This is a genomic window from Corynebacterium kalidii, from assembly GCF_022869005.1.
In the GTDB taxonomy this organism is placed as follows: Bacteria; Actinomycetota; Actinomycetes; order Mycobacteriales; family Mycobacteriaceae; genus Corynebacterium; species Corynebacterium kalidii.
In genome coordinates this window covers 110,432-123,727 of sequence record NZ_JALIEA010000012.1, presented here as the reverse complement: position 1 = coordinate 123,727, position 13,296 = coordinate 110,432, and the positions used below count along the sequence as shown (strand labels likewise).

Below are 13,296 nucleotides of genomic sequence, written 5' to 3'. Positions count from 1 at the left end.
CATATTCGATGTTGTCTGCACGTGTCGTGCCTTGTAAAAGAAAAATCTTCGGACATTCGGAGCACACCACGACCGGCCGGTGGGTTGACACGCCGATGATGGCGCGGGTTCCACTTGTCTACGTGGGTGCTGCACGTGTCCCCCCACATTGTTGCACACCGCACGCCACGACCCCGCCCCGCCATGCCCCAGAGGCCCGGAACACGATACGGTGGCTATTATGAGCGAGGCCATCCGAACTCTCAGGGACATCCACAGCTCCTTCTCACCGTCGATGTCGGGACGGATACTGTCCGCCCTCGTGGTCTCCGTCGGCTTCGGCGCCGCAGCCTCCCCGCCGGCCGGCCCGTGGGTCCTCCTCGCACTGGCCGCCGTCCTCCTCGTCGGCGCGCTGTACCTCGGCTGGACACTGCGCTCCACCGGCCTCCGAGCCAACAGCTACGCGCCCATGCGGACCGACGAGGAGACACCGGTGTCGCTGGGAGGGTCCATGGAGGAGCCACGCAGCCCCCGCCAGAGGCTGCGGAAGCTGGTCACGGTCGCCGGGCCAGCCGTCTTCCCGCTGCTGGTCGCCGGCCAGTTCATCCCGTCCCCGACCGGCCGGTGGGGGTACGCCGCTGCGGTGGGCGTCATCTCCTTCGTCGTCCTCGTACGGGCCTTCTTCCTCGAGGGGGCCTCTCCGCCGGGGTACCGGCCGCCCGCGACGCTGTTCGCCGCCTCGCCCGACTGGTCCCCCGCCGATGACTCCGAGGCGGTGGCCGCTGTCCTCCACGCCTTCCAGGCGGTGCCCGGGGGCCGCCAGGTGCGTCGGGACGTCCTCACAGCACACGCCCGTCCGTTGACGTCGACACCGCAGGACGACACGGGGGTGGACGCCGGGCTCGACGCCCTGACCGCCCGCGGACTGGCGGTGGTCCTGCGGGAGCGGCAGAGCAACTCGGTGGTCGAGGAGTGGGTGGCGCTCACCCACGAGGGTCACGATGCCCTGGTGACGGGCAGCTGAGACCCGGTGTGAGCCCCGGTGGACACGAAAAACCTCCCCGCCGAGGGGCGGGGAGGTCACGGTGTCGCGGGGACGGTCAGAGGTTCGGGAACCAGATGCCGATCTCGCGCTCAGCGGACTCCGGGGAGTCCGAGCCGTGGACGACGTTCTCGCCGACCGAGGTCGCGAAGTCGCCACGGATCGAGCCCGGGGCAGCCTTGGCGACCGGGTCGGTGCCGCCGGCGAGCTGACGCCATGCGTCGATCGCGCGCTCACCTTCGACGATGCCCGCGATCATCGGTGCGGAGGTCACGAAGTCGACCAGTTCACCGAAGAAGGGCTTGTCGGCGTGCTCGGCGTAGTGCTTCTCCGCGGTCTCGCGGTCAGCGACGCGCAGGTCCAGGGCACTGAGGGTGAGGCCCTTGCGCTCGATACGGGCGATGATCTCGCCGACGAGGCCGCGGGAGACGCCGTCCGGCTTGATGAGGATGAGAGTGCGTTCAGTCATGCGTGTCAGCCTACAGAACGCCGATGAACGGGAGTTAAAGAGGCAACCCCCGGCGCCTGCGCCGTTCCCTGACCACGTGGTTGACCACCGCGACGGCCACCAGGAAGGCCGTCAACGGGTACACCGCCACCAGACCGAGGTTGAAGAAGACCAGCGCACCGACGACCGCGCCACCGGCCAGGAACAGCGCCATGAACAGTGGGTACACCCAGGCCGTGACATGCCCGCCGAAGAAGGAGTCCACGAACCGCTGCCCCGCCTTCACCAGCGTGCCGGTCATGTACGTCAGCGCGATACTGACCTCACCGTCACGCTCGAACACCGAGTTCATCGCGCCGACCCCCACCGACAGCAGCGACACCGCCAGCACCTCGTCGCCCGCCAGCAGGGCGGTGGACGAGGCCAGGAACGCGACCGACACCGCGGCCAGCACAGCCTCCCTGGCGCGGTGCCGGCCCCACCGGCGCGTGGCGAGCCGGTGCACCAGTGCCCCGCCCATCACACCGACCATGAACAGCACGATGCAGCGCCCCGCCAGCCACATCAACGTGGTGTCGTCCTCCACCACGGACACGGCGAGCCGTGTGGTGTTGCCGGACATGAACGACAGGAAGACGCCCCCGTAGAACATGAACCCGATCGAGTCGGCGTACCCGGCGACGGCGGCGAGACACAGGGCGAGGAACCGTTCCCCGCGGCGGTAAGTGTGCATCCGGAAATCTTACCCGCGCCACCGGCGTTTCCCTGATAGGTTTGACCCAGGAATGACAGGATGCCAGTGGAGCATCACGTACGCGGGAGAAGGAGAGACATGATGGGTGAGCTGACCGACAAAAACGGCGACTCTGTCACCGTACGGTTGACCTCGAAGGGGAACGCCTACGCGCTCTATCTCGAGGACGGCACCCGTGCCGGGGCGACGTACTTCGTCGACCGCGGGTCGGAACGCATCTTCCACCACACCATCGTCGGCGACGACTACACCGGGCGCGGGCTCGGCAGCATCCTGGTGCGCGAGGCTCTGGCCGCCACCAGGGCAGCTGAACTCACGGTCGTGCCGTCCTGCCAGTTCGTGGCCTCCTGGATCGGGCGCAACGGGTACGACGGCCCCGTCACCGACCCCACCCCGGAGACCGACGAGTACGTCCTGCAGCACGCCGGGGAAGCCTGACGGGCTCCTGAGGCCCCCTGCGGGTCCGGTGCCTGCCGCTCCCCCGGGGGCCGGCACCGGCTCAGTGTCTGCTCAGTCCCGGTCTTCTGTGATGTAGTAGTGCTGCGCTGGGAGCAGCCCCTTGTCCATGCGGCTCTTCACGTTGGCGCGCAGGTGGTAGGTGTACCACCAGGCGAGGATGAACAGCACCGCCACGAACAGCATGGTCGGGTGCACGACCACACCGATGACGGCGAAGACCTGCAGGGCGATGTTCATCTTGTCCGCCCACGGGCGGAACTGCAGGAACGACGCCACCACCATCGCCAGCCCGAGGACCGACACATAACCCATGTTGAAGGCCGTGGCGTGGGCGCCGTCGTCGACGACGCCGATCACCGCGAGCACCAGCAGGACGGTGATCGCCTCCATGAGCATGATCCCCGCCATCATGCCCTTGAGCCCCTTGAAGGGGTCGACCTGCATCTCGTGTGCGGGCCCCAACGGGGTGGTGTTCTCACTCACGGGATCCTCGTTTCGCCGGTCATCACACCGGTGGTCGTGTGCATCGTCTTCTGTGACCACTTTGCCGCAGCCGGGGTCCAGGAGTCCAACGAGTCGCTAAGCCGCGAGACGTCGGTGAGGTGGATGAGCCGGTCACGGTGCTCGGCGGAGAAGAAGCCGCGCGACACCATCTGGTCGACCATGCCGAGCAGCGGTGTCCAGTAGCCCTCGACGTCGACGAGGGCGACGGGCTTGTGGTGGATCCCGAGCACCTGCGCGGTCCACACCTCGAAGAACTCCTCGAGGGTGCCGATGCCTCCCGGCAGGGTGACCATGGCGTCGGCGTTCTCCGCCATCCGGTTCTTACGCTCGTTCATGGTGTCGACGATCTCCAGGCTGGTCAGGCCGGTGTGACCGGTCTCGCCGTCGTACAGGTGACGGGTGATCACGCCGTGGACGTCCATCCCCGCCGCCAGGGCGGTGTCTGCGGCGACCCCCATCAGCCCCACGGAGCCTCCACCGTAGACCAGCGAGTGGCCGTGTTCGGCGAGGTGACGGACCACCGCGACGGTGATGTCCCGGTAGGCGGGACTGTCGCCGGTGGCGGAGCCGAGGTAGAGGGCGACGCGTTTCGGGGCGACGCCGGCTGCTGTGGCGACACTGCTCATGCGGGGTCCTTTCCGAACAGGGTGCGTGCCTCACCGGCGGTGACGACCGACCCGGTCACCAGGACGCCCGCACCGGAGACCTGGGAGTCACCGAATCCGCCGTCGTCCTCGGCGAGTTCCACGGCCAGTTCGACGGCCCCGGGCAGGTTCGCCGCGACGTGCACGCGTTCCTCGCCGAAGGCGTCGCGGGCGTACTCTGCCAGGGTGTCGACGTCGACGGCGCGTGGCGAGGTGTTCTGGGTGACGACGACCTCGTCGAGGACGGGTTCGAGCGCGGAGAGGATACCGCGGGCGTCCTTGTCCCCCAGCACCCCGACGACACCCACGAGGCGTCTGAAGGAGAAGTCCCGGTCGATGGCCTGGGCCAGGGCCCGGGCGCCGTGGGGGTTGTGGGAGGCGTCGATGAACACGCTGGGGGTCGCGCGGACGCGTTCGAGCCGTCCCGGGGACGTCACCTGGGCGAAGCCGCGTCGGACGGTCTCCTCGTCCAGCATCCGGCCCGCGCCGGCGCCGAAGAAGGCCTCGACGGCGGCCAGGGCCGTGGCGGCGTTCCGGGCCTGGTGCTCACCGGACAGTGGCAGGAAGATGTCGGTGTAGACCCCGCCGAGCCCCTTGAGGGTGAGCGTCTGCCCGCCGACGGCGACCGTGGATTCCACGACGGCGAACTCGCTGCCGGCGCGGGCGACCGCGGCGTCGGACTCCACGGCCTGGCGCAGCAGCACCTCGAGTGCCTCGGGCTCCTGCTCCGCGATGACGGCCACGTTGTCCGGCGGGGTGAGCAGGTCGTCGGCGTCCCACCGTTGTTTGATGATGCCGGCCTTCTCGCCGGCGATCTCGGCGAGGGTGTCGCCGAGGTAGTCGGTGTGGTCGAGCCCGACCGGGGTGACCACGGCGACGTCGGCGTCGATGACGTTGGTGGCGTCCCAGCGCCCGCCCATACCGACCTCGACCACGGCGACGTCGACAGGGGCGTCGGCGAAGGCGGCGTAGGCCATGGCGACGAGGATCTCGAACTTGCTCATCCGCGGGCCGCCGGACTCCTCCGAGCGGGCGTCGACCATCGCGACGAAGGGTTCGATCTCACGCCAGGTGCGCACGTAGTCCGCCGGGTGCAGCGGGGCACCGTCGACGGCGATACGTTCGGTGGCGAGCTGGAGGTGCGGGCTGGTGGTCCGCCCGGTACGCCGGTGGAAGGCGCGCAGCAACGACTCGACCATCCGGGTCACCGAGGTCTTCCCGTTCGTCCCGGCGACGTGGACGGCCTGGTAGTTACGCTGGGGGTTGCCCAGCAGGTCCATGAGGTCGCGGACCCGGTCCAGCGTCGGGTCGATCTTGGTCTCGGGCCACCGTTGGTTGAGCTCCGCCTCGACCTCCGCCAGTGCGGCGAGGTCCTCGGCGGTCACCGGGCGGGCCAGGTTCGCGGCGTCGTCGTCGCTGTTGGCGGGTTCGGTGAGGTCGATCGGCAGATCAAGGCCGGTGGCGTTCAGGACGGCTTCACCGAACTCCCCGTCCTTACCGGTGTCGTCAGTCACGGCCGGGGGTCACTTCCCTTCCAGGTCGGTGAGCCGGGCGGTGATGCGGGCGACCTCGTCGAGCGCGATACCGCGCCGCTCCCGGATCTCGGCGACGACCTTCTCCGGCGCCTTGGCCAGGAAGTTGTCGTTGCCGAGCTTCTTGTCCGCGCGCTCGAGCTCCTTGTTGGCCTCGGCGAGGTCCTTCTCCAGGCGCTTGCGCTCGGCGGCGACGTCCACGGTGCCCGAGGTGTCGAGCTCCACGGTGATCGTGGCGCTCGACAGGCGCAGTTCCACCGACGCGGTCGGGGTGAAGTCCTCGTCAGGGGTCGTGAGCTTCACGATGGAGCGCACGGCGTCCTCCAGTCCCGCGAGGTCGGCCAGGGCGGCGTCGAACCGGCCCGGGACCTTCTGGGAGGGCTTCACCCCCTGGTCGGCGCGGAACCGACGGATCTCGGTGACCAGCTTCTCCACGTCGTCGAGACGGCGGACCGCGTCGGTGTCGGTGGCGGCACCGCCGTTGGTGTTCGCCTCGGTGGGCCACTCGGTGACGACGAGGCTGCCGGCGTAACCGTCCACCCCGTCGGTCAGGACGGTCCACAGGGTCTCAGTGACGAACGGCATCGACGGGTGCAGCAGGCGGAAGACTGTGTCGAGCACGCGCCCGAGCACCAGGCGGGTGTTCTCGCCGCGGGTGCGCTCCTCCTCGGAGGCGGTGTCCCAGTCACGCGGGATCTGGACCTTGGCGATCTCCAGGTACCAGTCGCAGAACTCGCCCCAGGTGAAGCGGTAGAGGGCTTCGTTCGCCACGGCGAACTCGTAGCGGTCCAGGTGGGTGTCGACGTGGACGCGCAGCTCCTCGAGCTGGTCGAGGATCCACCGGTCCGGGTCGGTGAGGTCCTCGCGGGCCGGGAAGGCGTCCTGCCCGCCGGCGGGGAGCACCCGTGCCCCGTTCATCAGGGCGAACTTGGTCGCGTTGAACAGCTTGGTGGCGAAGTTACGGGAGGACTGTGCGGAGTCCTCCCCGATCGGCAGGTCGGTGCCGGGGTTCGCACCACGGGCGAGGGTGAAGCGCAGGGCGTCCGCGCCGTAGTCACGCACCCAGTCCATCGGGTCGATGCCGTTGCCCAGGGACTTCGACATCTTGCGGCCGTGCTCGTCACGCACCAGACCGTGCAGGAAGACGTCCGTGAACGGCACCTGCGGGCGCCCGTCCCGCTGCTCCGCGGTCGTCCCGCGCTCGCCGGTGCCCAGGGTGGAGCCCTCGACAGTGTCGGCGAAGGTCGCGAACATCATCATGCGGGCGACCCAGAAGAACAGGATGTCGTAGCCGGTGACCAGGACCGAGGTCGGGTAGAACTTCGCCAGCTCGTCGGTGTTCTCCGGCCACCCCATCGTGGAGAACGGCCACAGCGCCGAGCTGAACCAGGTGTCCAGCACGTCCTCCTCACGGTGCCAGCCCTCGCCCGACGGTGCCTCCTCGTCAGGGCCGCAGCACACGATCTCGCCGTCCGGCCCGTACCAGATCGGGATGCGGTGGCCCCACCACAGCTGGCGGGAGATGCACCAGTCGTGCATGTCGTCGACCCAGTCGAACCAGCGGGGTTCCTGGGACGCCGGATGGATGACGGTGTCGCCCTCGCGCACCGCGTCGCCGGCCATGCGGGCCAGCTCCTCGACCTTCACCCACCACTGCTCGGAGAGCCGCGGCTCGATGGCCTCCTTGGAGCGCTCCGAGTGGCCGACGGAGTGCACGTAGGGGCTGATGCGCTTGACCACGCGCCCCTGCTCCTCCAGTGCCAGGCGGATCTGCTCGCGAGCCTCGAAGCGGTCCATCCCGTCGAAACGGGTGCCGGTGTTCGCGATGTGGCCGGTCTCGTCGATGACCTCGGGCATGTCGAGGTCGTGGCGGCGGCCCATCTCGAAGTCGTTCGGGTCGTGCGCCGGGGTGATCTTCACCGCACCGGTGCCGAACTCCGGGTCGACGTAGTCGTCGGCGATGACGACCATGCTGTGGCCCTCGATGAACGGGTGCGGCAGGCGTGTGCCGACCAGGTCCCGGTACCGCTCGTCGTCCGGGTGTACCGCGACGGCGACGTCGCCGAGCATCGTCTCGACACGGGTGGTGGCGACGTCGACGTGCGCCCCCTCACCGGAGGCGTCGCCGTAACGCAGGGTGACCAGCTCACCCTCGTCGTCGGAGTAGACGACCTCGATGTCGGAGATCGCCGTGCGCAGCACCGGCGACCAGTTGACCATGCGCTTCGCACGGTAGATCAGACCGCGGTCGAACAGTTCCTTGAAGATGGTCTGCACCGCACGCGACAGCCCCTCGTCCAGGGTGAACCGCTCGCGGTCCCAGTCCACCGAGTCGCCGATGGCACGCATCTGCGACTGGATGACACCGCCGTACTGCTGCTTCCACTCCCAGACCTTGGCGGTGAACTCCTCACGACCGTAGTCGAAGCGGTCCTTGCCCTCGGTCTCCTTGAGCATGCCCTCGACCTTGGTCTGCGTGGCGATGCCGGCGTGGTCGGACCCGGGCAGCCACAGGACCTCGTAGCCCTGCATGCGCTTACGCCGCGCCATGGCGTCCATGAGGGTGTGGTCCAGGGCGTGGCCCATGTGCAGCTGGCCGGTGACGTTCGGCGGCGGCAGGACGATGGAGAACGGCGGGCGGTCACTGGTGGCGTCCGCGTGGAAGTACCCTGCGTCGACCCACCCCTGGTAGAGGTCGGATTCGACGTCGGCGGGGGTCCACTGTTTCGGGAGCCGGTCCGCCCGGTTCCCGGTCCCGGTACTGCTGCTGGCTGCGCTGGAGCTGGTCTGTTCAGTCACGGTTGAACAGTCTAGTGCAGGGGCCGGACACGGTTGGGACCGGCTTTCCCGGTCCGTCCCTCACGACCGGACGTCGTCGGCGTCACCGCCCCTGACCACGGTGTGCGGCCACACGATGTCGAGGTTCTGGATCTCCTCGAGGGTCGGCGGATTCTCCGCCGACCTGCTGCGCGGCCGCACCTTCCGCCCGACGTCGGGCAACAGGACCGCCGGTGGCACGTCGAGCGCGTAGGCCAGCTGGTAGATCTTCTCCATCGTCGGGTTCAGGACCCGCCCATTCCGTCCGGTGCCGTGGCCGCGTTCGAAGTTCTGCACCTGGTTCCGGCTCATCCCCGCGCGCTGCCCGAGCTCCTCCTGGGTCATGTCCGCGTCGACACGCAGCAGGCGGATGCGGTGTGCCAGAGCCGACCCGTAGGTCTTCCAGTCGAGGTCCGGCAGCGGGGGTTGCATACAAAAGAATGTGCCCTCAGGCTAAGGTAGTGTCAGCACATTAGATTGTGCCCGTATCCACTCACGTCACCCTGGAGCCTGCATGGACGTCGACCGGACCGACGTCGACGTCACCCCGGAACCGTTGTGCGTCGACGATCTCCGCGCGGGCCGCACACTGGTCGGCCTGTGTGAGCACCCGGTGGACATCATCCAGGTCACCCCCACCGGGGACGGGGCGATCCTGGTCTACCGGCACCCGCGCGGGGACATCGACGAGTCCATCCTGTTCGGCGACGACCTGCACGGGCTGTCCGTGACGGACGCCCACTCCCCCGACCTCTTCACCGGGGACGCCGAGGAGTTCCGTCTGGCGGCGGAGGCACTGCGCATCAGCACCGCCGGCCTGCACGACCCGATGGTGGCGGTGACCTCCAGCGACATCCAGCCGCTTCCCCACCAGATCAGGGCGGTGTACGGCGAGATGCTCCCGCGGATCCCCCTCCACTTCCTGCTCGCCGACGATCCGGGGGCCGGCAAGACGGTCATGGCGGGGCTCTATATCAAGGAGCTCATGCTGCGTGGCGACGTCGCCCGGTGCCTGATCGTCTGTCCGGGCGGTCTCGCCCCGCAGTGGCAGGAGGAGCTCCGGGAGAAGTTCGGCCTGCACTTCCACATCCTCGCCCCGGGCGCGGTGGACACCTCGCGCACCGGGAACCCGTTCAAGGACCACGACCTGCTGATCGTCCGCATGGACGCGGTAGCCCGCAGTGACGACGAACTCCTCCCCCTCCTGGAGGCGACCGACTGGGACCTCACCGTGGTGGACGAGGCCCACCGCATGTCTGCCTCGTCCGGGTTCCGCAAGGAGCTGCGCAAGACCCGCCGTTTCCAGCTCGGCGAATCGCTGCGGGACATCTCCCGCAGCCTGCTGCTGATGACGGCGACCCCGCACAACGGCGACAACGAGTCGTTCCAGGCGTTCCTGTCACTGCTGGACCGCGACCGGTTCGAGGGGGCCTTCCAGACCGGGACCGAGGTCGAGACCGTCGATACCTCGGGCCTGATGCGCCGGATGGTCAAGGAGGAGCTGCTGACCTTCGACGGACGCCCGCTGTTCCCGGAACGCATCGCGACGACCGTCCCCTACCGGCTCAGCGCGCCGGAGGCCCGGCTCTACGAGGACGTCACCGAGTACGTGCGCACCGAGATGAAACGGGCCGAGGGGGCGATGAACAACGCCGAGAGCCGCGCGGTCGGGTTCGCCCTCACCGTCCTGCAACGTCGCCTGGCCTCCAGCCCCTACGCCATCCACCACTCACTGCAGCGACGGCTGGCCAAGCTGGAGTCGTTCCGTGCGGAGATGGCGCAGGCGTCCAGCGAGGGACGCAGTCTCGTGTGGACGGGACGGGGATTCGTCGACACCGCGGCGAGCCGGGCGGTGGACGTGATGGCGGACGCCTACGCCGATGCGCTGGACGTGGCCGCCGGCGACATCGAGGACGCCGAGGACACCATCGTCATCAGCCCGGCCACCGCGGCGCAGAACCTGCCGGAGCTGGACCATGAAATCGTCGAGCTGCGTCACCTGGTCGCCACGGCGTCCGCAGTGGTCGCCGGCGGCGAGGACCGGAAGTGGTCGGAGCTGCGCAGGATCATCGAGGAGGAGACGCTCGTCGACTCCACCACCGGTGAACACCGCAAGCTGATCATCTTCACCGAACACCGTGACACCCTCGACTACCTGGTGCGACGGATCAGCGCCGTCACCGGCAGCGAGGTCGTCTCGATCCACGGTGGCACCGGCAGGCTCGACCGGCAGCGGATCAAGGCCAACTTCACCAACGACGACCGGGTCCAGTACCTGGTGGCCACCGACGCCGCCGGGGAGGGGCTGAACCTGCAGGCCGCCTACCTCATGGTGAACTACGACCTGCCCTGGAACCCCAACCGCATCGAGCAGCGTTTCGGGCGGATCCACCGGATCGGGCAACGGCACGTCTGCCAGTTGTGGAACCTGGTCGCGGACGAGACCCGCGAGGGTGCGGTGTACGCACGGCTGCTCGAGAAGATGGAGACCCAGAGGAAGGCCCTGGGCACCCGCGTCTTCGACGTCCTCGGTGACGCCTTCAGCAACCGCTCCCTGCAGGACCTGATCATGCAGGCGGTGGTCTACATCGACGACCCCGCGCGCCAGGAGGAGATCGAGCGGATCATCGACGCCGAGGTGTCGCACGGCCTCGACGAGCTGATGCAGGAACGTGCCCTGGCCACCGAGACGTTCACCCGCCGGGACCTCGAGCACCTGCGTGACCAGATGGACGCCGCGCGGGCCCGCAAGCTGCAGCCCCACTACATCGCGCAGTTCTTCCGGCGGGCCCTGGAGTTCCACGGTGGACGTTTCGTGCCGAAGGCCCGGGGTACCGCTGCGGTCCGCCGGCTTCCACGCGCGGTCCATGACTGGGCCCGGAGCCACGCCGCCCCGGTCGCGGACCGCTATGACCGGGTGACCTTCGAGCCGTCCGTCGCCGACGCCGACGACCGGGCCGAACTGGTCACCCCGGGCCACCCGATGTTCGATGCCCTGGTCGACCTCACCGTGTCACAGCTGCGGGGACCCCTGGAGACCGGGGCGGTGCTTGTCGACCCAACGGACGAAGGCACCACGCCGTGGATGCTGGCCGCCACGGTCCTGGAGGTGAAGGACGGCACCGGGAACGCGCAGCACCGGGAGTTCGCCTATGTCCGGTTGAATCCCGACCTTTCTGTCGGTGATGCCGGCATGGCACCGTACCTGGACTTCGACCCGCTTCCGGAGAAGGTGTCCGCCGAGGATGCCGTCGCCGCCGCGGCGCAGGCCGGCGAGTGGCTCGCGGACGATCCGTCGTCGATGATCCGGCAGGAGGTCACCGCCACCCGTGTGCGCGAGGTGCTGGACGCCACCCGCGACCGCGTGCTGCCGGAGATCGACCGTGAAGAACAGTTGGTGACCCGCCGGCTGAGCGCGCAGATGGACTACCTCGCGACGAAGGCCGCGGAAGCACGGGAGCAGCAGGAGCTCTATGACGCAGGCGAGGCGAAGAAACCGCCAGCCCAGTCGTATGCGGCGTTGATGAACCAGGTCAGGACGCTGGATTCCCGCCTGCGGGACAGGATGGACCTGATCGAGCGTCGACGGCGTCTGCGCCCGAGCCCGCCGACAGTCGCCGCACGGGCGCTGGTGATTCCGAAGGGACTGCTGCGGGTACTCACCGGTGTCGACGCCGATGAGGTCGCCCGGCACGCCAAGGACACCGAGGAGGTCGACCGGCGTGCTGTGGCCGCCGTGATGGAGGCGGAGCGGAGCCTGGGGCGCGTACCCACGGAGATGCCCCACAACAACCCGGGTTACGACATCAGTTCACGACCGGCGGATTCCGTGGAGCCTTCGGTGATCATCGAGGTCAAGGGGAGGATCTCCGGCGCGGACGAGTTCTCCATCACGCACCGCGAGGTGATGACGGGGAAGAACACCAGCAAGGACCACCGGCTGGCGCTGGTGGAGGTCAGCCCGGACGGCCCGGAGCACGACAGGGTCCGCTACCTGGCCGACTTCTGCCGCGGCCTGGCGGAGTTCGACGACAGCTTCCCGGTGACGACCTACACCCTGAGCTGGGCGAAGACCTGGGCACGAGGTGGTGATCCCATGTAGCGCCGCCGTCCTCCCACCGCCCTCACGCCCATGACCCGGGCACTGTTCCAGCGCGCCCTTTTACCCCTTAAGGCACATTTTATTGTGCTTTCCATCCTTCCGAAAGAGATCTCAATGACCTCCCCCGCCCCGCAGACCCGCCGCAAGCTCATCGAGGTGTCGATCCCCCTGGAGAAGATCAACGAGCAGTCGGCCCGCGAGAAGTCGATCCGGCACGGCCATCCGTCGACGCTTCATCTCTGGTGGTCCCGCAAGCCGACGTCCACGGCCCGCGCCGTGCTGTTCGCCCAGATCGTGGACGACCCGGGGTCGCGCCCGGACCTGTTCCCCACCGTGGAGGAGCAGGATGCCGAGCGGCGTGAGCTTTTCGAGATCATCGAACAGATCTCGAACTGGGACACGGTGAAGAACGATCCTGAGGGGTGGTTCGACAAGGCGCGCGAGAAGATCATGCTGTACACCGACGGTAATCCTCCGGCGGTCGCGGATCCTTTCGCGGGCGGCGGCTCGATCCCGTTGGAGGCCCAGCGGCTGGGGTTGGAGGCGCACGCCAGTGACGTGAACCCGGTGGCGGTCCTCCTGGAGAAGGCGCTCATCGAGATTCCGCCGAAGTTCACCGGCCAACCGCCGGTGTTCCCCGGCGCAGCGGAGGTCCTCGACAGCGACGACAGCTCGGCATGGCCGGGCGCCACCGGTCTCGCCGAGGACGTGAAGCGCTACGGCGAGTGGATGCTGGAGGAGGCGAAGAAGCGGATTGGTCACCTCTACCCCGATGCGGAGTTGCCCGACGGAACGAAGGCGCCCGTCATCGCGTGGTTGTGGGCACGCACCGTCACGTGCCCGAACCCGGCCTGTGGTATCGCCGCGCCCTTGACGAGTTCTTGGTGGGTGTCGAAGAAGAAGGGAAATGAAGCTTACATTTCCCCTATTGTCACTGATGGAATCGTGCACTATGAAGTGCACCACGGAAAGGAGGGGGGCCCGATAAGGAAAATGATGGCACGGTAGACAGAGG

General features: G+C 68.3%; 11 protein-coding genes. 4 read left to right on the top strand and 7 right to left on the bottom strand.

The features are described from left to right. The first annotated feature begins 220 nt into the window (after nucleotides 1–220). On the top strand, nucleotides 221–1,003 hold the full coding sequence (locus MUN33_RS06375; RefSeq protein ID WP_244804070.1) for a hypothetical protein: 783 nt from the start codon (nucleotides 221–223) through the stop codon (nucleotides 1,001–1,003). A gap of 76 nt (nucleotides 1,004–1,079) precedes the next feature. On the opposite strand, the gene ndk is transcribed toward MUN33_RS06375, so the two are convergent. After that, on the bottom strand, nucleotides 1,080–1,490 hold the full coding sequence (gene ndk, locus MUN33_RS06370; protein ID WP_244804069.1) for a nucleoside-diphosphate kinase: 411 nt from the start codon (nucleotides 1,488–1,490) through the stop codon (nucleotides 1,080–1,082). Nucleotides 1,491–1,524: 34 nt separating this feature from the next. Then, a complete protein-coding gene (locus tag MUN33_RS06365; RefSeq protein ID WP_244804068.1) occupies nucleotides 1,525–2,202 on the bottom strand; it encodes a YoaK family protein in 678 nt (225 codons plus the stop codon). A 99-nt stretch (nucleotides 2,203–2,301) separates the two neighbouring features. Here MUN33_RS06365 and MUN33_RS06360 point away from each other — a divergent pair, with 99 nt between their 5' ends. Further along, nucleotides 2,302–2,661 (top strand): GNAT family N-acetyltransferase, encoded by a 360-nt coding sequence (locus MUN33_RS06360; protein ID WP_244804067.1) that lies wholly within the window; start codon nucleotides 2,302–2,304, stop codon nucleotides 2,659–2,661. Between the two features lie 72 nt (nucleotides 2,662–2,733). On the opposite strand, the gene MUN33_RS06355 is transcribed toward MUN33_RS06360, so the two are convergent. From MUN33_RS06355 to MUN33_RS06335, 5 genes are read right to left on the bottom strand one after another with little or no spacing between them, the layout of a single operon-like run. Then, nucleotides 2,734–3,165, bottom strand: a complete 432-nt coding sequence (locus MUN33_RS06355) for a DUF4233 domain-containing protein (RefSeq protein ID WP_439647838.1) — start codon at nucleotides 3,163–3,165, stop codon at nucleotides 2,734–2,736. Next, the gene (locus MUN33_RS06350) at nucleotides 3,162–3,812 is read right to left on the bottom strand and encodes an LOG family protein (protein ID WP_244804066.1); all 651 of its coding nucleotides are present in this window, start codon (nucleotides 3,810–3,812) and stop codon (nucleotides 3,162–3,164) included. Before MUN33_RS06350 ends, MUN33_RS06355 begins: the two co-directional genes overlap by 4 nt. Next, entirely contained in the window at nucleotides 3,809–5,344 is a 1,536-nt protein-coding gene (folC, locus tag MUN33_RS06345; RefSeq protein ID WP_369414933.1) for a bifunctional tetrahydrofolate synthase/dihydrofolate synthase, read from the bottom strand. The genes MUN33_RS06350 and folC overlap by 4 nt, the downstream gene beginning before the upstream one ends. 9 nt (nucleotides 5,345–5,353) lie before the next feature. After that, nucleotides 5,354–8,161, bottom strand: coding sequence for a valine--tRNA ligase (locus tag MUN33_RS06340; protein WP_244804065.1), 2,808 nt, complete (start codon nucleotides 8,159–8,161; stop codon nucleotides 5,354–5,356). A gap of 60 nt (nucleotides 8,162–8,221) precedes the next feature. Further along, the gene (locus MUN33_RS06335; RefSeq protein WP_244804064.1) at nucleotides 8,222–8,611 is read right to left on the bottom strand and encodes a helix-turn-helix domain-containing protein; all 390 of its coding nucleotides are present in this window, start codon (nucleotides 8,609–8,611) and stop codon (nucleotides 8,222–8,224) included. 82 nt (nucleotides 8,612–8,693) lie between these two features. Between MUN33_RS06335 and MUN33_RS06330 the strand changes: the two genes are divergently transcribed. Next, nucleotides 8,694–12,281 (top strand): helicase-related protein, encoded by a 3,588-nt coding sequence (locus MUN33_RS06330; RefSeq protein WP_244804063.1) that lies wholly within the window; start codon nucleotides 8,694–8,696, stop codon nucleotides 12,279–12,281. A 114-nt stretch (nucleotides 12,282–12,395) separates the two neighbouring features. Then, complete coding sequence (locus tag MUN33_RS14210; protein ID WP_369414932.1) at nucleotides 12,396–13,289, top strand: DUF1156 domain-containing protein; 894 nt, start codon at nucleotides 12,396–12,398, stop codon at nucleotides 13,287–13,289. Nucleotides 13,290–13,296: the final 7 nt, after the last annotated feature.